The 20,064-nt window shown below is 65.3% G+C and carries 20 protein-coding genes; 7 read left to right on the forward strand and 13 right to left on the reverse strand.

What is annotated here, in order from left to right; all coding sequences use genetic code 11:
- Positions 1-156: 156 nt before the first annotated feature.
- Positions 157-1,311 (reverse strand): SPFH domain-containing protein, encoded by a 1,155-nt coding sequence (locus ACEWFR_RS02830; protein WP_374059618.1) that lies wholly within the window; start codon positions 1,309-1,311, stop codon positions 157-159.
- Between the two features lie 269 nt (positions 1,312-1,580).
- On the opposite strand from ACEWFR_RS02830, the gene ACEWFR_RS02835 reads away from it, so the two are divergent.
- Positions 1,581-3,416, forward strand: a complete 1,836-nt coding sequence (locus ACEWFR_RS02835; RefSeq protein WP_374059619.1) for an acetyl-CoA carboxylase biotin carboxylase subunit — start codon at positions 1,581-1,583, stop codon at positions 3,414-3,416.
- A 146-nt stretch (positions 3,417-3,562) separates the two neighbouring features.
- Here the strand turns inward: ACEWFR_RS02835 and ACEWFR_RS02840 are convergent, their stop codons facing one another.
- Positions 3,563-4,696: a TIGR04053 family radical SAM/SPASM domain-containing protein gene (locus ACEWFR_RS02840; protein WP_374059620.1), complete on the reverse strand. Its 1,134-nt coding sequence runs from the start codon at positions 4,694-4,696 to the stop codon at positions 3,563-3,565.
- A 147-nt stretch (positions 4,697-4,843) separates the two neighbouring features.
- Between ACEWFR_RS02840 and ACEWFR_RS02845 the strand changes: the two genes are divergently transcribed.
- Positions 4,844-5,209: an Htur_1727 family rSAM-partnered candidate RiPP gene (locus tag ACEWFR_RS02845; RefSeq protein ID WP_374059621.1), complete on the forward strand. Its 366-nt coding sequence runs from the start codon at positions 4,844-4,846 to the stop codon at positions 5,207-5,209.
- The gene (locus ACEWFR_RS02850) at positions 5,206-6,423 is read left to right on the forward strand and encodes a TIGR04347 family pseudo-SAM/SPASM protein (RefSeq protein WP_374059622.1); all 1,218 of its coding nucleotides are present in this window, start codon (positions 5,206-5,208) and stop codon (positions 6,421-6,423) included. Before ACEWFR_RS02845 ends, ACEWFR_RS02850 begins: the two co-directional genes overlap by 4 nt.
- A gap of 325 nt (positions 6,424-6,748) precedes the next feature.
- On the opposite strand, the gene ACEWFR_RS02855 is transcribed toward ACEWFR_RS02850, so the two are convergent.
- Positions 6,749-7,054, reverse strand: a complete 306-nt coding sequence (locus ACEWFR_RS02855) for a CGCGG family rSAM-modified RiPP protein (protein ID WP_374059623.1) — start codon at positions 7,052-7,054, stop codon at positions 6,749-6,751.
- Positions 7,055-7,144: 90 nt separating this feature from the next.
- Positions 7,145-7,606 carry a MoaD/ThiS family protein gene (locus tag ACEWFR_RS02860; protein ID WP_374059624.1) on the reverse strand — a complete coding sequence of 154 codons (462 nt, stop codon included), beginning with the start codon at positions 7,604-7,606 and terminating at the stop codon, positions 7,145-7,147.
- Between the two features lie 91 nt (positions 7,607-7,697).
- Between ACEWFR_RS02860 and ACEWFR_RS02865 the strand changes: the two genes are divergently transcribed.
- Positions 7,698-9,080: a hypothetical protein gene (locus ACEWFR_RS02865; protein WP_374059625.1), complete on the forward strand. Its 1,383-nt coding sequence runs from the start codon at positions 7,698-7,700 to the stop codon at positions 9,078-9,080.
- A 20-nt stretch (positions 9,081-9,100) separates the two neighbouring features.
- Here ACEWFR_RS02865 and ACEWFR_RS02870 read toward each other — a convergent pair whose 3' ends face one another.
- A complete protein-coding gene (locus ACEWFR_RS02870; RefSeq protein ID WP_374059626.1) occupies positions 9,101-9,703 on the reverse strand; it encodes a hypothetical protein in 603 nt (200 codons plus the stop codon).
- Positions 9,704-9,799: 96 nt separating this feature from the next.
- Here ACEWFR_RS02870 and ACEWFR_RS02875 point away from each other — a divergent pair, with 96 nt between their 5' ends.
- Positions 9,800-11,062, forward strand: a complete 1,263-nt coding sequence (locus ACEWFR_RS02875) for a cation:proton antiporter (protein WP_374060049.1) — start codon at positions 9,800-9,802, stop codon at positions 11,060-11,062.
- A gap of 18 nt (positions 11,063-11,080) precedes the next feature.
- On the opposite strand, the gene ACEWFR_RS02880 is transcribed toward ACEWFR_RS02875, so the two are convergent.
- Both ACEWFR_RS02880 and ACEWFR_RS02885 read right to left on the reverse strand, forming a co-directional pair.
- Positions 11,081-12,286: a hypothetical protein gene (locus ACEWFR_RS02880; protein ID WP_374059627.1), complete on the reverse strand. Its 1,206-nt coding sequence runs from the start codon at positions 12,284-12,286 to the stop codon at positions 11,081-11,083.
- Positions 12,287-12,293: 7 nt separating this feature from the next.
- Complete coding sequence (locus tag ACEWFR_RS02885) at positions 12,294-12,917, reverse strand: hypothetical protein (protein ID WP_374059628.1); 624 nt, start codon at positions 12,915-12,917, stop codon at positions 12,294-12,296.
- A gap of 248 nt (positions 12,918-13,165) precedes the next feature.
- On the opposite strand from ACEWFR_RS02885, the gene ACEWFR_RS02890 reads away from it, so the two are divergent.
- A complete protein-coding gene (locus ACEWFR_RS02890; protein WP_374059629.1) occupies positions 13,166-13,447 on the forward strand; it encodes a HalOD1 output domain-containing protein in 282 nt (93 codons plus the stop codon).
- An 80-nt stretch (positions 13,448-13,527) separates the two neighbouring features.
- Here the strand turns inward: ACEWFR_RS02890 and ACEWFR_RS02895 are convergent, their stop codons facing one another.
- The 4 genes from ACEWFR_RS02895 to ACEWFR_RS02910 form a co-directional block, all read right to left on the reverse strand.
- The gene (locus ACEWFR_RS02895; RefSeq protein ID WP_374059630.1) at positions 13,528-13,938 is read right to left on the reverse strand and encodes an acyl-CoA thioesterase; all 411 of its coding nucleotides are present in this window, start codon (positions 13,936-13,938) and stop codon (positions 13,528-13,530) included.
- A 111-nt stretch (positions 13,939-14,049) separates the two neighbouring features.
- Positions 14,050-14,802, reverse strand: a complete 753-nt coding sequence (locus ACEWFR_RS02900; protein ID WP_374059631.1) for a ribonuclease H-like domain-containing protein — start codon at positions 14,800-14,802, stop codon at positions 14,050-14,052.
- A gap of 75 nt (positions 14,803-14,877) precedes the next feature.
- A complete protein-coding gene (locus ACEWFR_RS02905) occupies positions 14,878-16,626 on the reverse strand; it encodes an AAA family ATPase (RefSeq protein ID WP_374059632.1) in 1,749 nt (582 codons plus the stop codon).
- Between the two features lie 259 nt (positions 16,627-16,885).
- Positions 16,886-17,563, reverse strand: a complete 678-nt coding sequence (locus ACEWFR_RS02910; RefSeq protein ID WP_374059633.1) for a hypothetical protein — start codon at positions 17,561-17,563, stop codon at positions 16,886-16,888.
- A gap of 135 nt (positions 17,564-17,698) precedes the next feature.
- Between ACEWFR_RS02910 and ACEWFR_RS02915 the strand changes: the two genes are divergently transcribed.
- Positions 17,699-18,442 (forward strand): hypothetical protein, encoded by a 744-nt coding sequence (locus ACEWFR_RS02915; protein WP_374059634.1) that lies wholly within the window; start codon positions 17,699-17,701, stop codon positions 18,440-18,442.
- Between the two features lie 37 nt (positions 18,443-18,479).
- Here the strand turns inward: ACEWFR_RS02915 and ACEWFR_RS02920 are convergent, their stop codons facing one another.
- Positions 18,480-18,839 (reverse strand): nucleic acid-binding protein, encoded by a 360-nt coding sequence (locus ACEWFR_RS02920; RefSeq protein ID WP_374059635.1) that lies wholly within the window; start codon positions 18,837-18,839, stop codon positions 18,480-18,482.
- Complete coding sequence (locus ACEWFR_RS02925; protein WP_374059636.1) at positions 18,836-19,996, reverse strand: thiolase family protein; 1,161 nt, start codon at positions 19,994-19,996, stop codon at positions 18,836-18,838. The genes ACEWFR_RS02920 and ACEWFR_RS02925 overlap by 4 nt, the downstream gene beginning before the upstream one ends.
- Between the last annotated feature and the right edge of the window lie 68 nt (positions 19,997-20,064).

Genomic DNA, 20,064 nt, shown 5'->3' on the forward strand with positions numbered 1-20,064 from the left:
TTCCCTGGTGCCACGATAGCAGGATGCGTTGTCTCACCCGATCCCTCTCTAGTAGCCACTGAAACGATTCACACACTGATCGTATCGCTGTCGTTCGATCAGATGTGCAATGACTTTCAGTGGCTACTAGAGAACATAGCAACGGTACGGGTAGCGCTACTCCGAATCGGAGCCCAGTTCGGGCTCAGGTTCGTCTTCCGTCTCCGACATCGTGATCGGCTCGTCGGCTGCCATTCCCACGTCCTGCCCTTCCTTGATCGCTCGAGCCTGTTCTTCCATCGCTTCGACGTCCATCTCGGCCTGTTCGTCGATCTCGCCGATGATGTCCGCGATGTCGTCGAGGCCGATCAGTTCGCGGGTTTCATCGTCGAACTCGAGGCTTTCCAGGTCCGTTCCGTTTCCTTCCACGTCGCTGCCCGAGAGGTGCTTGCCGTAGCGGCCGACAAGCGAGGTGAGTTCCTGGGGCATGACGAACGTTGTCGACTCGCCCTGGCCGATCTCGGCGAGCGTCTCCATTCCCTTGTCGATGACGGCGCGCTCGCCCATCGATTCGGCGGAGCGTGCACGAAGCACGGTCGAAATCGCGTCACCCTGGGACTCGAGAATCTGGCTCTGTTTCTCCCCCTGGGCGCGGATGATGTTCGACTGCTTGTCACCCTCGGCTTTCTCGACGGCGCTGCGGCGTTCACCCTGTGCCTCGAGGATCATCGCGCGGCGGCGACGTTCGGCGGAGGTCTGTTCCTCCATCGCACCCTTGACGCCGGCCGAGGGGGTCACCTCACGGACCTCGACCGATTCGACGCGAATGCCCCACTCGTCGGTGGGCTCGTCGAGCTCGGTCCGAATTCGCTCGTTGATCATCTCGCGCCGGCTGAGCGTGTCGTCGAGTTCCATATCGCCGATCACGGCGCGCAGCGTGGTCTGTGCCAGATTCGAGACCGCGCGCTGGTAGTCATCGACCTCGAGGAAGGCGCGTTTGGCGTTCATGACCCGAATGTAGACGACTGCGTCGGCGGTGACCGGCGAGTTGTCGCGGGTGATCGCTTCTTGCTGGGGGACGTCCAGCGTCTGCGTTCGCATGTCGAACGTGTATATTCGCGACACGAACGGCGGGACGATGTTCAGCCCCGGCTCGAGCAGTTTGCGGTACTCGCCGAAGACGGTCAGCGCGGCCCTGTCGTAGGCGTCAACGATCTCGACCATCTGCCAGACCGTGATCACGACGAGGAGGAGCCCGACCGCTCCGACGAGGAGGAGGGGCTCCTCGAGCACCGATTGGGATTGCAGCGGACCGACTGCGAACTCGTACATTGTGCGTTCTAGCGGCCGGAACCGGATAACGATTGCCCACAACTAGCATACGACAGTCCCTCGGATGCGCGCCGGGCCGGCCTCGATTTACCGGGTGCTGCTCGAGGCCGTCAGTGCGGCGATCGCCGTTGTAGACGGTTCGCGCGTGTGGTTCGGCCCGGGACTGGTATCGTCGCCGGGAACCGGTGCCGTCAACTGGCAAAATATGTCGCGTTCTCGAATCAGTTGCGAAAAAGTAAGGTAGGGCCCTCACGACTGTTTCCACAGGAATGTTCAGGAAGGTTCTCGTGGCGAACCGCGGGGAAATCGCGGTCCGTGTTATGCGGGCGTGTGAAGAGTTGAACATCGGGACTGTCGCTGTTTACTCCGAGGCCGACTCGGACTCAGGACACGTGCGCTACGCCGACGAGGCGTACAACGTGGGGCCGGCTCGCGCGGCCGACTCCTATCTCGATCACGAAGCGGTCATCGAGGCCGCGCGGAAGGCCAACGCCGACGCGATCCATCCCGGCTACGGCTTCCTCGCGGAGAACGCGGAGTTTGCAGGCAAGGTCCAGGATGTCGAGGGAATCACATGGGTCGGCCCGTCAAGCGACGCGATGGAATCGCTGGGCGAGAAGACGAAGGCCCGGACGATCATGCAGGAGGCCGACGTGCCGATTGTTCCCGGGACGACGGACCCCGTCACCCAACCCGAGGAAGTCAAAGAATTCGGCGAGAAACACGGCTACCCCATCGCCATTAAGGCCGAAGGCGGCGGCGGCGGCCGCGGGATGAAGGTCGTCTGGGACGAAAGCGAGGTCGAAGACCAACTCGAGAGCGCCCAGCGCGAAGGGGAGGCCTACTTCGACAACGACTCGGTCTACCTCGAGCGCTACCTCGAGAAGCCCCGTCACATCGAGGTTCAGATCGTCGCCGACCAGCACGGCAACGTGCGCCATCTGGGCGAGCGCGACTGTTCGCTCCAGCGCCGCCACCAGAAGGTCATCGAGGAAGGGCCGTCCGCGGCCCTCTCGGACGAACTGCGCGAGAAGATCGGCGAGGCCGCCCGTCGAGGCGTCGCCGCGGCAGACTACACCAATGCAGGCACCGTCGAGTTCCTCGTCGAAGAGGAACCCGGCCGCGACGGCGTCCTCGGTCCGGACGCGAACTTCTACTTCCTCGAGGTCAACACGCGGATCCAGGTCGAACACACAGTCACCGAGGAGATCACGGGCCTCGACATCGTCAAACGACAGCTCAAAATCGCCGCCGGCGAGGAACTCGACTTTGCACAGGACGACGTCGAGATCGACGGTCACGCGATCGAGTTCCGGATCAACGCCGAGAACGCGGCCAACGACTTCGCGCCCGCGACCGGTGGGAACCTCGAGACCTACGACCCGCCGGGCGGAATCGGCGTTCGCCTGGACGACGCGCTCCGTCAGGGCGACGAACTCGTCACCGACTACGACTCGATGATCGCGAAACTGGTCGTCTGGGGCGAGGACCGCGACGAGTGTATCGAGCGCTCGCTGCGTGCGCTCCGCGAGTACCAGATCGGGGGGATCCCGACGATCATCCCGTTCCACCGGCTGATGCTCACCGACGAGGAGTTCGTCCAGAGCACGCACACCACGAAGTATCTCGACGAGGAACTCGACGAGAGCCGCATCGAGGAGGCCCAAGAACAGTGGGGCGGCGACATCGGCGACGGCGCGAGCGAGGACGAGGACGACGCCGTCGAGCGCGAGTTCACCGTCGAGGTCAACGGCAAGCGCTTCGAGGTCGAACTCGAGGAACACGGTGCGCCGGCCATCCCGACTGGCGACGTCTCCGCCGGCGGCCAGTCGAGTCGACCGGAGCCGGCGGGCGGCTCCAGCAGCGGCGGCGAGACCGACATTCAGGGCGAGGGCGAGACCGTCGACGCCGAGATGCAGGGAACGATTCTCGACATCGAAGTCGAGGAGGGCGACGAGGTCGCGGCCGGTGACGTGCTGGTCGTCCTCGAGGCCATGAAAATGGAAAACGACATCGTCGCCTCTCAGGGCGGTACCGTCACCCAGATCGCTATCGGGGAAGGCGATAGCGTCGACATGGGCGATACGCTGGTCGTCCTCGAGTAACGCGGTCGCGGTACTGCAGGTACGGACCGAGCCCCACCGCGAACGTATTTGGCGGTGGCCTCCGCTCATCTACTGTTCCAGCGACTGCAGCGACCGCTGTTCGGTCCATTGGAGTCACGAAAATCGATCGTTCGAACAGTGACCGCTCACTCCCCGCTCGAGACGCTGCGCGTCTCGCCGTCGGTGTCGTCCCAGGGGAGCGGCCCGTCGTACCCCTCGGGAACGAACGGACAGAGCGGATCGCTCGCGAGTGGGTCGCCGGTGTGGGCAAACGCGCGCGAGCGACTGCCGCCGCAGACGTGGCGGTACGGACAGGCCCCGCACTTGCCCGAGAGCTGATCACGGTCGCGCAGCGACTGGAACAACGAGGAGTCCCGGTAGAGTTCGGTGATCGACCGGTCCCGGACGTTGCCCGCGGATTCGGGGAGGAAGCCCGAGGGGAACACCTCGCCCGTGTGACTGACGAACGCGAAGCCGTCGCCCGCGACGATACCGGTGCGGCGCTCGATACCGGCTCCCGGACCGCCCGCACCGTCGTCTGCATCATCTCCGTCCGCTTGTCGCTGCATCGCGACTCGTCTGTACTGCGGGGCCTCAGTGGTCTTGACGCCAAACGGCTCCGTTTCGCTGACCTCGGCCAGCCACTCCATCACCCTGTCGGCTTTTCCGGGGGCCACCGGCTCGAGAACCCGCCCGCGACCGACCGGGACGAGGAAGAAGACGCTCCACATGACGACACCAATCTCGGCCAACAGGTCCCGAATCGCGGGGAGTTCGTCGACGATCTGTCGACACACCGTCGTGTTGACCTGGACGGGAAGGCCGACCGCTCGAGCGGCTTCGACGGCTCGAACCGTCTCCTCGAAACTGCCGTCTTCGCCGCGGAAAGCGTCGTGAGCGGCGGGCGAGGCACCGTCGAAACTGACGGCCATCCGTTTGAGACCCGCATCGACCATCTCCTGAATCCGATCGGCGGTCAGCGAGCCGGTCCCGCTCGGCGTAATCGTCATCCGCAACCCGAGGTCGTCACCGTGGGCGATCAGTTCCTCGACGTCGTCGCGGACGAGCGGGTCGCCGCCCGAGAGGACGACCAGTTGGCCGTCGCCGAAGTCGGCGGCCTGCTCGAGCAGCGCTTTCCCCTCGGCCGTCGAGAGTTCGTCGGGATGGCGTCGGGGCTGGGCGTCGGCCCGACAGTGATCGCAGGCGAGCCCGCAGGCCTGGGTGAGTTCCCAGATGAGGACGAACGGTCGCTCGGACGTCTCGAGATTGCCAGGGCGCATAGCGGAGGCTGGGCGGCGGGCGACCGAAAACGCCCCTCTCGTTCCCGCGGGTCGGGAAGACGGGAAGATGTTCGCTCGCTCGGCGCGGTGTTCCCGCACGCTGGGAGGTGAGGAAACGACCTTCGGTCTCGTCTCGAAGATGTCGATATGGTCGAGAACGCACGCCGGTCAGCCGTCCCGAGCGACGAGCGAGGGAATCCGACTCCCCAGTGGGAGGTGTTCGTCCGCAACGAGCCGGGCGACCCGATGCGCCACGTCGGCAGCGTCGCCGCTGCGAACGCCACGGAAGCGCACGAGCACGCGTCCCGTCTGTTCGGCTGGTACGCCGCCGACGTCTGGCTCTGTCCGGCCGATTCCGTCGAACGGTATTCGACGCGGGGACTCGCGGATGCGGCCGACGAACGGGACACTGCGACCGCTGGTGACGGGGCAGATCGCCGAACCGATCCGGAAAGCGACGAACCGCGCGTCGACGAGGAAACCGAGGGCTCCCCGGAGGTGCGGGACGCATGATCTCGATCAGCAAACTGCTCTGCGATCTCGACGCCGAAGGCGACGGGCTGCGCTACGACGCGGCCGAGGGCTCCGAGAAACCCCAGATCACCGACGAGAAACAGCGCCGGCCCGTCGTCGTCTGGAACACGACCCGCCGGTGTAACCTCTATTGCTCGCACTGCTACGCCGGGGCCGAGACCCAGCCTGCGACCGGCGAGTTCTCCACCGCCGAGGGGCGGACATTCCTCGAGCAGCTGGCCGACTACGGCGCGCCGGTCGTCCTCTTCTCCGGCGGCGAGCCGCTCGTTCGAGAGGACCTGGTCGAACTCGTCTCGTACGCGGCCGATCTCGGCCTCCGGCCGGTTCTCTCCTCGAACGGAACCCTGCTCACCCGCGAGAAGGCCGCGGCGCTGCGGGACGCTGGCCTCCAGTACGCCGGCATCTCCGTCGACGGCCTCCCCGAGCGAAACGATCGCTTCCGCGGCGAGGACGGCGCGTTCGACGCGGCCGTCCGCGGCATCGAAAACTGCCTCGAGGTCGGCCTCAAGACCGGCCTCCGATACACGATTACCGAGGCCAACGCGCCCGACCTTGAGGGAGTCGTCGACCTCCTGGCCGAGAAGGGGCTCGACCGGTTCTGTTTCTACCATCTCGATTACGGTGGTCGCGGGGCCGAGATTGTCGACGCCGACCTCTCACCCCGTGAGAAACGCGCGGCGGTGAAGCGAGTGGCGGATCTCACGCTCGAGTACCACGACCGAGGAGAGGAGATCGAGACGCTGCTGGTTGGCAACTACGCCGACGCCGCCTTCCTCGTGGAGTACGCCCGCGAGGAGTTCGGCGAGGCGAAAGCGCGAGCGGTCTACAACTACCTCGAGCGAAACGGCGGCGATCCGACGGGCGAGCGGATCGCCGACGTGGACTATCAGGGGAACGTCCATCCGACGCAGTTCTGGCAGGGATACAGCCTGGGGAACGTCCGAGACCGTCCCTTCGGCGAGATCTGGGAGGACGAGTCGAACCCGCTGCTCGAGGCGCTGCGAAACCGCGAGGAACACCTGAACGGCAAGTGTGCCGACTGTCAGTACCAGTCGATCTGTCGCGGTGCCTCGCGGCTCCGGGCGCTAGCGACGACGGGTGATCTCTTCGCACCCGATCCGCAGTGTTATCTTCGCGACGAGGAAGTACGGGGCGAGGGGAGGCGGTCTGCCAGCGGCGGCGCTGCGGATTGATCGCTCTCGAGTCACGAGTTCGAAACGAGGTATCGAGACCGGCTCGGCGGACGCAGGTCCGTCTCGGATCGACGGACACGGGTTCGTCTACGCTTGAGAGTCCGGTCTCGCGGGAAGCTGTCCGAGACACTCTCGACAGTACGTGTAACAGCGGTCGTTCTTTGTTTGGCAGATCCGACAGGTGACCGGTTCGTCTATCGTTTGCGTTCGTGCGCCCATCATCGTCCCTACTGAACGGGGTCAAATAGCTCTCCGGCTGACCAATGCAAGGAATAGCGGGCCGCCTTCCGATTTTCCCGTCGCGGGACTCCGCTTTCGTGTCCCCTCACTCACCGCCCACATGGACGCGAGTCACGTGCCCGCCACAGCCACACCGGTCGACGTACTCGAGTCGAATCCCGTCGAACGCGGCCTCGAGTTCGTCCCAGAGATACGTCTCGGGATGGCCGTGGTCGCCGTGTGTGACGAGGTTGACGTGGAAGCCGTCGGCCGTCGCGTCGATCGCGTCTTTCGCCTGCTCGAGGAGCAGATCCCGGTCTGCGGCGTGTTCGGGCCCCTCGAGGTTCGCCGACCACGAGGCGTCGTGCTGGCTCCGCGTGACGGGTTCGACGCTGGAGACGTCTTGGGTCATGGTTCCGGCTCGGTTCCGAACGCGCCTAAGGGCTGAGCCGAACGAGTTCGGTGGCGCCACCATCGTCGCCTCGGGCAAGCAACGGCCAGTTCAACAGCAGAATATGAACGGGTAGAGCAGGGCGACGCGGTCGCCATCCGTCAGCTCCGCCTCGAACCCGCCGAGGTGTTCGTTGAACCGGCCGTTGATACAGACTCGAGCGTACGGCCGGGTTTGCTCGCCCTCCGGATTCTTCCGCCACGTGCCGGGCAGGTCGTCGGGCACCGGTGCCCAGCCGCTGTGGGTCGCGTCCGCTTCGGTCTCGGCGATGAGCATGTCCTCGAGGTCGTACTCGACGAAGAACGACTCGAGGAAGTCCCGAAGGCGGTTCCCCTCGAAGGAGAACTCGAGTTCGTGAGTGCCGACCGCGTCGCGGACGTGGCCGGTACAGCGGACGGTGACGGTCGTCGTGTCGGCATTGCGATCGGTCGCCGTGTCGGCCTCGCGGTCGGTCGCCCGGCTTTCCGTCGCGGCCGATTGCTGGTCGATTGTCGTCGCTGGGTTGGCGTCCATCGTGAGTTACTGTACGGCTCGAGCAGGCAAACGCTCACTTCCAAACATGTTCGGGGCGAACGGGACAGCCGCCGGGGGCGAACTGCAAGCTATGGACGGAATACCTGGCGGGTTACGAACCGACCAGCAGCCCCCGATGGCGATCCCGCTGCGGCACTTCGTGCTCGCGCTGGGGTTCCTCGTCGTCGGGGTCGGCGGGAGCACCGTCATGACCGTTGCGACGCTGCCGGGACTGGCGGGGCTGGCACACCTCCATCTCCTGTTAGTCGGATGGATCGCGGTGACGATCATGGGCGCGATGACTCAGTTCGTCCCCGTCTGGTCCGGCGTGACGATCCACTCGAGGCGCCTGGCCGTCGCTCAACTGTGGCTCGTTACGGCCGGACTAACCGGCTTCGCCGCGGCCCTGCTCGCGGGCGCGCTCGAGTGGCTCCCGGTCGGCGGGGCGCTCATGCTGGCGGGGATATGGGTGTTCGTCTACAACGTCGGCCGCACGCTCACACGTGCGCGCCCGTTCGATTTTACGGAGCGACACTTCGCGGTCGCGCTCGCCTGTTTCGGGCTCGTCGCCCCGTTCGGGTTCCTGCTGGCGGTCGACTTCACGACGCCGGCATTCGATTCAGTCGCCGTCTCCCGGTTCGAAGTCCATCTCTCGCACGCGACGCTCGCGCTGTTCGGCGCGCTGCTCGCGACCGTCGTCGGCGCGCTCTTTCAGCTCGAGCAGATGTTCACGCAGGCGGAACCGGATCGACTCGACGAGCGATTGCTGACCCTCGAGCAACTGTGTTTCCCCGCGGGGATCGGTGTGCTCGCACTCGGACGGGGACTCACTATCGAGCCGGTGGCTCGAGTCGGCGCGATCGCGCTCCTCGTCGGACTCGCCGCGTTCGCGATCGTAATCGGACGCCTCCTGGCGGGTGCCACCGTCGAGCGCTCGCCCATGATCGCCCGCTACTGGGTCGTCGTCTCGGCGCTGCTCGCGTGGATCGCCCTCGCCGCACCGACGTGGTGGGCCGAGCCGATCGCGTACGGCTCGCTGTTCGGTCACCCCGACGCACAGCGACTCCTGCTGTTTGGCGTCTTCGGCTTCGTCGTCATCGGCTCGCTCTACCACATCGTTCCCTTCATCATCTGGATCGAGCGCTACAGCGATCGGCTCGGCTTCGAGCAGGTTCCGATGATCGACGACCTCTACGACGACCGACTCGAGCGCGGGGATTTCTGGACGACGCTCGTCGGGTTCGGCGGCCTCTCCGCGGCTCCCCTCGTTGGATTGCCGTCGGTCGCTGTCACCGCGAGCGGCGTCCTCGCGACGATCGGCGTCGCCCTGTTCGTGATCAACGTGTTGCTGACGATCCACCAGCACGGTCCGAACGGGATCGCGGGCGTGCTGTCAAGCGCGCTCGAGTCAGAGCAGGAGTCGCCCACAGCGGGCGATGGAGAGTCCGATCTCGGCGTTTCGCCGGACCGGTAGTCAGAGTGACCGTCTCGAGGCTACTCCTCGGGCGAGACACCGACCTCCGGCTCGTATCGCTGGGACTCGATCGTCGATACGACCAGTTCGCCGTACTCGGCGGCAGTCAGTTCGCCTGTGTTGTACTCCGCCGCGCGGACCGTCTCGACCGTCGCCGATCCGTACGACGCGGGTGCGTCATCGAGGATCGTCGCTCCCAAAGCGACCGCGTCGTAGCCGGCGTCGATCAGCGCTGCGTAGCCGCCCGCCAGCAGGGCGACGTCGTGGATATTCCCCTCGTCGTCGCGATCCGTGTTGACGTACTCGAGCGTCAGCACGTCCCGGTCGCGTTCGACCGATTCGACGGTCATCTCGTACTCCTCGAGCGTCGACGCTAACCCACCGGGGTCCGAGATATCGGCATCTGCGAGCTCCGTGATCCGTTCCACGAGGATCGCGCTTCGCTCCTCGACGGGGAGGTCGGGAACGTACTCCGAGACCGGCCACTCCGTGTTTTTGGGGAATTCAGTTCCCATCTCTTCGATGCAGCCGGCGAGTCCGACGGCCGCGACGACGGTCCCGCCCTGCAGGAACCGCCGCCGCGTCGATCCCTCGTACTCTTCGCCCGAGGCGTTCCGATCCATGGGCGTGGGATCGCCGTCCCGGAAAAAATGGCTTCGTTCTGCAAACGCCGGCATGGAGATAAAGGAGTGATTAGTCGTACCGAAAAGCGCCAACAGATGGTCCTCGAGCTGTACAACGTCGGCCTGGTCGTCCTCGGTATCGCACTGTTCGGCGTCGCCGTCCTCCCGCGGTTCGTCTCCGATCGCGCCGTCTCGATGCCGGTGTTTTTCGTCGCCTTTGGTATGCTGGCATTCGGGCTCCCGATCGGGCTCCCGCCGCCGGATCCGCTCGAGCAGGGGACGACGACGGAGCACCTCACCGAGCTAGGCGTCATCATCGCACTGATGGGCGTCGGACTCAAAATCGATCGATTTCCGGGGCTCCGCGCGTGGGCGTCGACGTGGCGGTTGCTCGCGATCACGATGCCGCTATCGATCGCCGGCGCGGCGCTGTTCGGTCGGTGGGTCGGTCTCGGTATCCCGACTGCGATTTTGCTGGGCGCGTGTATCGCGCCGACCGACCCAGTGTTAGCGTCGGAGGTTCAGGTCGGTGGTCCGGGGATGGGCAACGAGGAAGAAGGCCTCGAGGAGGCGGCCGGCGGGGAAGACGAGGTCCGATTCGCGCTTACCTCCGAGGCGGGATTGAACGATGGGCTCGCGTTCCCGTTCACGAATCTGGCGATCGCGACCGCGCTCGTGGGACTCGCTCCCGGCAACTGGATCGGCGAGTGGCTCCTCGTCGACGTCGGCTATCGAATCGTCGTCGGCGTCATCGCCGGCGTTGTCCTCGGTTATCTGACCGCGCGCCTCATTTTCGCGACGGAGCCCGACACCCCCGTCGCGGAATCGGTCCAGGGGCTCGAGGCGATCGCCGGCACCCTCCTCGTCTACGGGGCGACCGAACTCGTCGCCGGCTACGGCTTCATCGCGGTCTTCGTCGCGGCGCTGATGGTCCGCCACTACGAGCGCACCCACGAGTACAACCGCTCGCTCCACGAGGTGAGCGAGTTCGCCGAGCAGGTGATGATGGCGCTCATCATGGTCTTTTTCGGCGGGGCGATCGTCGGCGGACTCCTCGAGCCGCTCACCCTCGAGGCGATCGCTGCCGCGGTGGCGATCGTGTTCGTCGTCCGTCCGCTCGCCGGGCTCGTCGGCTTTCTCGGCTTCGACCGCGACCCCGCCGAACGGGCGACGATCGCCTTCTTCGGCATCCGGGGGATCGGTTCGTTCTACTATCTCGCATACGGGCTGAATCACGCCGCGTTCCCCGATTCCGGTCTCCTGTGGGCGGTCGTCGGCGCGGTCGTGCTCGTCTCCATCGTCGTCCACGGGATCACCGCGACGCCCGCCGTCCGCTGGCTCGAGGCGCGAGCCGACTAGGGGGGCCGTTCGCGCCCGCTATCTCGCTCGCTCGAGAAAGATCGTCCACAGGACGGTCGCGTACAACACCGCGCCGAGGACGGAGAGCCAGCGGCCCGCCCCGACGAGCGGCGATACCGATGCGAGCGAGCCGCCGACCTCGAGGCCCAGTCCTCCCAGTAGCGCCGTGACCGACCACCGCGCGGTCCGATCGCCGATACCGGCGGTCGAGGCGACGGCCGGCGGATAGAAGTGGTACGTGACGCCGACGATCGTCAGCCCGACGAAGCCGCCAATCGCGAGCCGATAGTGTGCGTCGAAGGCGGTCGCCGGAACGCTCGAGGCGGGCGCGAACGCGAACGTCAGCCCCAGCAGGGCGACCAGCGCGGCACAGGCCGCGGCACCGAGGATCGCTCGCCAGCCGACCCGACGGCGGTCGCTCCGTCGAACGAGGGCAGCGATGGCGACCGCGAATCCGAGCAACGCGATCGCCTGAAGTGCGGCGCCGAGGCGAAAGAGCGATCCCCCGCGGAAGTCGACGGCGAGCAGTGCAGGGCCAGTGACGCCGGCGAACAACACGACGCCGACGAGAGACGGTCGGACCGAGACAACCAGCAATCGCGGTAACAGACGAAATCCGACGGCGAAGACCAGCAAGCCGGCCGCCCCGGCCGCGAGCAGGTGGGTCGTCGCCGGTCCCGGTGGAACGGGGGACGGCTCGAGGCCGAGTGCTACTACCAGGGGGAGCGCCGAGCCGACGAGCAGGTAGGTGAAGACGACCGGGATCGCAGCGTTCGCGAGTCGGTCGACTCGCCGGCGGTGGGCGTTGGCCTCACCGGTACCGGTTTCCCGCCCGGTCGGATTGTCCCGGACGGTCCAGAAGAGCGTGGCGACGAAAACGAGGCAGCCGAGGAGCCAGCTCGTCGCACTGGCGACGGCGACGATCGGCGGCCCGAGTCCGGCACCGGCGGCGAACGCCCCGACCGCGCCGACCAGCGCGAGCGGGAGGTGAATCGCTGGCGCGTACGGAACGATCAGTTCCCGCGCGAAGTACGATGGGACGAGCGTGTATGCCTTCCCGAAGATAACGTGGAAGACGAACCCGGAAACGCCGAGCGGGACGGTCGCTGCTCGCGGAACCCCGACCGCGACCGCGACCTGCCACGCGACGAAAAAGCCGATGCCGGCCGCGACGAACGCTCGGGACCAGCGTGAGATCGTTGCCGTTCCAGTCCCTGCTCCCATCGATCGATCAGAAAGGGGAGGGGTCGTTCGTCTCGTTGTCCCCCTCGCGCTCGAGGGGGGCGGTCGACCCCGGTCCAGTCGACTCGCCCGGTACGTCGCCGGACTCGCGATATCGCATTTCGAGTTCCTCGAGGGATTCGTTGAGCGATTCGGACTGGTGGTGGGTCGGCCGGACGCGGACGGACACGAGGTCGTACTCGTGACGATCGCTCAGTCCGTTCCACGCGCGGAACGACCCCTTGATGAGCGCGCCCGCTTGCGGACAGAACTCCGTGGTGGGGCTGAACTCGGCGCGCAGAACGGACGGATCATCGGCGTCGACCGCGTACCGGTAGCCCGCGTCGGGATGGCGTCGGTCGAGGTTGAGCCGCGCGAGATTGTAGCCGAACGTCGCGTCGTAGACGCCACGCTCCTCGAACAGATCGCGAGCGATCTCGTGAACGGCGACGTGCGCCTCGCCCTCGAGAACGTCATGGCTCTCGAGGAACGGGCCCGGCTCCGGAACGTGCTCCGAAACGAACGCATCCGGTTCGTCGAAGTCGGTGTCGTCATCCGCCACACGTCCGCTGGAAAAGGGGTTCATCGTGAATGCGGGTACGATCCCGTTCCGCCAATAGATATTGCCGAACATGTAACGAAATCCGGAATCGACCTTCGGAACCGATAGATTGCCAATGTTCCGAATCGATAACCAGTGATTGTGCACTGACTATCAGTCCCTGAATAGTTTTAGAATATATGAATACAATAAATTTAGACTATAATTGACTGCCAATATATGCACTAGAGGCCGTATCTATCCACCGATGATTGGATATGTGGTCCAAGACCTGGTTGAGGCCAGAGGATTTATACCTGATCGATGTAAGAGTCCGGCCAATGCTACTCTCAGTTGATCGCTCGGACGCGACAGTTTCGCAGTCAGTAAGTTTCGACGTTATCGCAGCTGTCGCCGAGCGTGAAGGAATCGATCCCCTCAATCTCGAGCCGCCCGAGTATGAAGCCCTCTACGACGTTATTAATCCCGAAGCGCTCGATTCGCTCTTCGCGACCCGAGAAAACGGCCGACAGCGACCGACCGGCTGCGTCGAATTCCCCTTCTGTGGCTATCATATTACCGTCGCGAGCGACGGCGAGGTCGAGGTCTCCGACCTCGAGTAAGACGGACTACTCTCCGTCAGTTCCGACGTGGCCGTGACCCGCAATATGGGTGCGTCGGGACAGAGTTACAGCTGACCAGATCACTCGGTCGACGACTGCTCTCGCTGCTCGATTCGCGTTCGCCACTCGGTCGGGAGCGGTCGCGACTCTCCCGTTTCCGAGTCGACGAGCACTTGGACGGTAGACGCCGTCGCCGCACGCGACCCGCCCGCGCGGATCTCGTATGCCATCGGCAGACTCGACGTTCCCAGGTCCGCGACGCGGAGCGCGACCGTGACGTCGTCGCCCGCCTCGATCGGCCGTGCGTACTCGAGCTCGAGGCTCACGAGGACGGTGTCGGTCTCGGCCAGCGAAACGTCGAGCACGTCTCTGAAATAGGCCTCCCGCGCCTGCTCGAGGTAGGTGGCATACGTTGCATTGTTCACGTGACCCATGAAATCGATATCGCGGAGCCGCACGTCGACGGACGTCTCGTAGCTAAAATCGGTCATTGGGAGCGAGTTCGGGACGAGTCCCATATATATCTACTCGTCGCCGTCCCACTGTACGGCCGGCACGGTTCCGACGAAAAACGCTCGAGGCGATCGACTGGACTCGGCCGCTCACTCGTCCGCTATCGCGGCCTCGAAAACGGTCTCGTGGAGCCGATCCGCGACGATCTCCATCAGCGGCTCCATGTTGCGGGTGTCAGCACGGTTGTACTCGACGAGCGTCTCGAGGGCCCCGTCGTCGCCGCGTTCGTACTCGTGCCAGAGACGGACGGCATCGCGCCCGCTGATGTCCGGCATGTCCCGGTCGATGCCGAGTTCCCGTTCGATCGCTTTCAGTCCGCCGTCGAGCCCCAGCTTTTTGCAGGGATACATGAGATCGACGTGGGGCACATCGATGTCGACGTCGAAACACGTCTCGAGGAACGGAACGTCGAAGCGCTGCCCGTTGAAAGTGACGAGCAGGGCGGCGTCGGTGAGTTCGCGCTCGAGACGGTCGCTCGACAGATCTCGGTCCCTGACGAACGTCTTCGTCTCCCCGCCCTGGTGGAGGCTGACGGTCGTCACGTCGTTCGTGTCGGCACTCAGCCCTGTCGTCTCGATGTCCAGAAAGCAGGTCTCGGCACTGACGTTCTCGTAGCACCGCCAGCGACTCGACGCGGGGAGTGCCTCCGCGAAGACGGAGACGTCCCCGCGCTCGAGGTGGGTCCGCCCCTCGTCGATGAAGCTCTCGATCCGATCTGCGAGCGTCGAGCCGACGACGCTGCCGTCGAACTCGTCCCAGTGGGTGACGCCGTTCTCCCAGAGGCGTCGTTCGGTGGTTTCACCGACCCCGCGGACGGGTATGAAGCTGTTCTCGATTCGCACACCCGTTCAGGGGAACGGGGGAGGGAAAAACGTATGGATCGGTCGCCGTCCGCGGTACCGTCAGCGGTCGATTCGCTAGCTGTCGGGGCTGTTATCCGAGAGGTACAGCGTCCGATCGACGATGCTGACGGCCGCTTCGCCCCACCGCTGGATCGCGGTGCCCTCGGAGTCGGCGATTTTGATGACGATCCGATCCCGACCGATCGTCACGTCGGCCGCCGGCGTCGACTCCCGATCAGCGAAGCTCTGCAGCTGATACTGCAGGAGTCGCTTCGTCGACCCCTCGATTTCGATCGTGTCGGGCTCGAACGCGAGTGTCACCACCGCCCCGCCGTCGCCGGTTTCCTCGGCCGTCACGTCGAACCGGTGGCTCGAGAGCTCCGGTGCCGGCGCGTTCTCGTTCATCGTGTCGACAGCGTCCTCGACGGACACGTCCTCGGCCTCGAATTCGTCCTCGTCGAACTCGAAGGGCGACAGCGCGTCCGCGGTAGCCGCGTCGTCCGCGTCGGATTCCGTGACAGCCGCCCCACCGGAGTCGGACGCCGCGTCGTCCTCGAGCGAGGGGTCCTCGCCCGCCGGTTCGGGCTCGGTCGAGTCGTCGGCGACATCGGGGACGTCGGAGCGATCCGGATCGTCCGGGTTCGCGTTCTCGGATTCGTCGTCAGCGAACTCATCGTCAGCGGGTTCGTCGTCGACGGCTGCCGGTTTCGCTCCCTCCGCCGGGGCGTCGGCCTCCTCGGTCAGATCGTCAAACGAGAGCGAATCGAGGTCGTCGGGTGAGTCCGGGGACTCGTCGGGGGCGTCCTCGAGCCCCCCGTCGGCTTCGTCGTCGACCGCATCTCCGTCTTCTCTCTCGCCCGATTCGCGCGGTTCGGAGTCCGTTCGCTCGGCCGTCTCGGACGCCGCGTCCGAGGCTTCCCGACCGTCAGCCGCATCGTCCGTTTCTCCGTCGGCCGTGTCTCCCGGTACTGTCTCGGCAGCAGTAACGTGCGCCTCGGTCTCGGCTCCCGTGCTCGAGCCGACCGGTCCCGCTGCGATCACGTCGGAGTCGTCGATTCCGTCGTCGGATCCGTCCGTGAGTGCGCCGGCGATCGTCGGCCGGGCCGCTACGATCGCCTCGCGATCCAGCGGCGTGGCGTACCAGGCAGTTCGATCCGGCGACGTGATGAACCGGCCGCGATTGCGTTCGGCTCGCGGGTGTTCAGTCGGTTCGCCGTCGGCGTCGGGTTCGGCGTCCGTTGCCGATTCGTCGGCGGAGCGCTCGTCGTCGGCCGCCCCATCGGCTCGATCGTCCGACTGCGGATCGTCTGCATTCGATCCCGGCGATTCAGTGGGGTCTGCCGTCTCGCTCGAGGCCGTCTCCTCGTCCGGTTCCTCCGCACGTCGAGCCCCAACCGACTGCTGTTTGGCCTGCTGGGAATGCGACTGTGACTGTGGACCGACTCCGTCCGCCGGATCGGCCGTCGGTTGTTCCTGCTGGGGTCCGGCCTGTGGCGCTTGCTGGGTTCCGGTCTGTGGTGATTGCTGGGGTCCGGCCTGTGGCGCTTGCTGGGGCTGGTTCGGGCCCGGACCGGAGCTAATCGTGCCGCCGCTGAGATGCAGTTGCGTTCCTCCACCACCGCCCCGTGCGTTGGACATTCCGTCGAGGTGGTGAGCGATATCCGTCAGATCATCGTCGATGTTATCCTCGAGCTTGTCGATCTTGTCGCCGACGCTTCGCAAGGCGAGGGCTACGTCCCAGAGGACGACGACGCCGAAAAACAGGAGTGCGAGGAAAACGGTAACGGCGGCTCCACCGAGAAGCTCAGTGTTGGCTTCGACCATATATGCTACTCTGTGAACCGATAGGTCGTTCGATATATAGACCTTATGCCGTAACACCGATAGCACTGGAGAGAGAGCACTAGTAAAGCGTCGAACACAGCGTTCTGTGACCACTCTCGGCCCCCCACACTCCGTCAGGATTGCGGACCTATTCGGTATTCTGACAGCTGTCGACGGAGGGTTCCATCAGGGTATCGTCGCTACCGAACGACACGATACACCCAATCGCGCGACAGCTATGGGGGGAGTTACTCAATCGTCAGTCGGGATGGGAGAGCTCGAGCCAGTCGGTGGACAGCGCCGGATCGCGGAGCGACCACCGCTGTTCGGCAATCCCGTCGCGGGATCGGACCGTAACGACGGCGTCGAACAGCGGCTCGATGAGGGAGACCACATCGTGATCGCTCGCGATCGGCACGTGAAAGTGTCCCATTCCGCGAGCCCGATCGACTCGTGACGTCGCCAGGTGAAGCAGTCGAAACACCGTTTCGATCCCGTACTCGCGACAGAGGGGAACCAGCGAGTCGACGCAGACGCGCAGTTCCGCCGGTTCGAATCCGTCGGCGTCGCCGGCGAGCTCGTCGACGGCTTCGACGAGTTCGATCCCGAGTTCCCTCGGCGACTCCGGCCCGCCGCGGACCGTCGGATCCGCTCCCGGTTCGGTCACCAGATCCGAGTACTCGATCGTTCGGATCCAGTTCGATTCGGGGGCGTGGCACGCGCTCTCGCACGCGACTCGAGCCCCCTCGCCCGAGACCTGCAGTCGATACACGGACTCGCGCTCCGGTGGTCCGAACAATCGCTGGCAGACCGTTTCGTGTGCCGCTTCCGTCTCCTCACCGACGAGCAAAATGTTGCTCCCGTCCCGTTTGAGCGCATCGAGGGCCCGTGCAAACGTGGCACTGTCCGGCACGAGAGCCCCTCGCTCGTCTTCCATTTCGTTCTATCGGAGCGGTGGCCCTGCAATAAAAATTGTGCCTGACATGCGTTCCGAATAGTGACTCGCGCTCCTCGTCGCGGTTCGTATCGGACCGATCGGCCGGTTTTTGAGCCCGGCGGTCGTAGATTACGTATGGCCGACCACGACGACGAACTCGTCGACGCCGTTCGCGAACTCACGCGAACGATCGACGCGCTTCGAACGGAACTCGACGGGTCACGCCGCCGGCCGCTACTGCGGCCGCCGACGCCACGAGAGCTCCTCCGGTTTACCGATGAGGTAGCCCTCCCCGCCGCGCTCGCAGTCCTCGAGACCAGCGTCCGTGCGCTCGAGGCGTTTCAGCGGAGCCTGCAAGTCGTCCGAACCGAGCGGAAAGCTCGAGACCGAACGTCGGCGACCGCCGATGCAGCGAGCGAGCGCGCAAACGAACTCCGGCGGACGACGCTTTCTCAGCTCGATACCGTCCTCACTGAACTCCAGCGAGCCGCTTCGGAGGGCGGGCTTCCCGCCAACGAAGAGGCGCGCGACCTCCTCACGGAGGCCCGCGAACTCCGCGACGACGTGGACAGTCGTCTCCGAGCGGCCACCGAGCGGGACTCGGACGCGGAACCGGCGGGTTTCGATCGAACGCGCGCCGACGGCGCGGTTACGATCGACATCGAGGACGGACCCCTCGGCGACGGTGATGCGAGCGCATCCGACGACGAACCCGATACTGCCGTCGACGTCGACGCCGAACTCGAGACGTTGCGAGATCAGTACGGCGAGGACGGCGACGACTCGAGCGAGAACGATGACGACGGATCGGACGCGGATGGCTCCGGTGCCGGGGCTGGTGGCACCGAAAACGGAAGCGACGGAAGCGACGAAAACTGAATTCGCTGTACTGGGCTCGGGGATAGCCGGGATCCGTTTAGACCGGCTCGAACCGGTACCCGTCCCACTCTTGGCTCTCGGGCTCTCTGATGCCCGCACCTGGTTCGCGGAGCTCGTCGACGTAGACCGGCTGGACCTCGTCACCAGTTTCGACGTCGCCGGTGGTTAGCTGGCCGATCGCGCGGACCGACTCGCCGTCGATATCGAACTCGACGATCGCGAGATGGTTTGGCTCGCGGACGCCCGGTGGCGTCGCGGTGCTTGTCGTCCACGTCACGACCTCCGCGGTGTACTCGCTGAGATCGATCGTCTCGACCGGCTCCGTTCCGCCCGGGCCGCGCGGGTGACCGGGGTAGCTGATCGAACCGTCATCGTATCGCGTCGCGTCCATCGTCATTGTGCTGCCTCCATGATGGTGGTGATCACGCAATTGCCGAAGCCGCCGACGTTACAACAGAGCCCGACGTCCGCATCGACCTGTCGCGGGCCGGCCTCGCCGACGAGTTGTTCGTAGATTTCGACCCCCTGTGCGACCCCGCTGGCACCCAGCGGGTGCCCCTTCGACTTGAGTCCGCCCGACGTGTTGATCGGCAACTCGCCGGTGTCTCGCTCGGTGTAGCCGTCCTCGACGAGTTTCCAGGCCTCGCCCTGTTCGGCGAAGCCCAGCCCCTCCATCTGGAGGAACTCGAGGATGGTGAACATATCGTGGAGTTCGGCCACGTCGATATCGTCGGGGCCGCGGCCGCTCATCTCGTAGGCACCCTTCCCGCTCTCGACGACGCCGCCCATCACGGTCGGATCCTCACGCTCGTGGACGACGTGGGTGTCCGTCGCCCCGTCGATCCCCGAGATGACGACGTAGTCGTCGGCGTATTCGTCAGCGACGGACTCCGGACAGAGCATGAGCGCCGCCGAGCCGTCCGTGATCGGACAGAAGTCGTACAGCCGCAGCGGGTCGGCCACGATCGGGGACTCGAGGATCGTCTCGAGGTCGACCTCCTTCTGGAACTGGGCGTGAGGATTGTCGACGCCGTTCCTGTGATTCTTGACCGCGACCTTTCCGAGGCTCTCGCGGGGCGCATCGAAGCGCTCGAGGTAGTGGCGCGCCGTGAGACCCGCGAACGACGGCAGCGTGACACCGGTCTTGTACTCGACGGGGTGAGTCAGCGACGCGATGACGTCGGTGGCCTCCCCGGTCGTCTTGTGGGTCATCTTCTCGCCGCCGACGAGCAGGGTCATGTCGCTGGCCCCGCTGGCGACCGATTGCCAGGCGGCGAAGATGCCCGCGCCGCCGCTCGAACTCGTCTGATCGACTCGCTGGGTGTACGCCGGCATCGCGTCGAGGTCGTGGGCCAGGGCGTTCGGCACGCCCGTCTGTCCCTCGAACTCGCCGCTCGCCATGTTCGAGACGTACAGATGTTCGACTTCGTCCGCGCCGACGCCCGCATCCTCGAGACATTCGATTCCCGCCTCCGCGAGGAGGTCCTGGATCCATTCCCCCTCACGTTGCCCGAACTGGGTCATCGAGGCGCCGATGATTGCAACACGTTCCATATCCTACGGGACTCGAATCAAGAATTTATAAGCAGTGGTTACGACAGTGTCTGGTTTACGAAATGTAT

This window comes from Natrinema sp. H-ect4, from assembly GCF_041894845.1.
Taxonomy (GTDB): domain Archaea; phylum Halobacteriota; class Halobacteria; order Halobacteriales; family Natrialbaceae; genus Natrinema.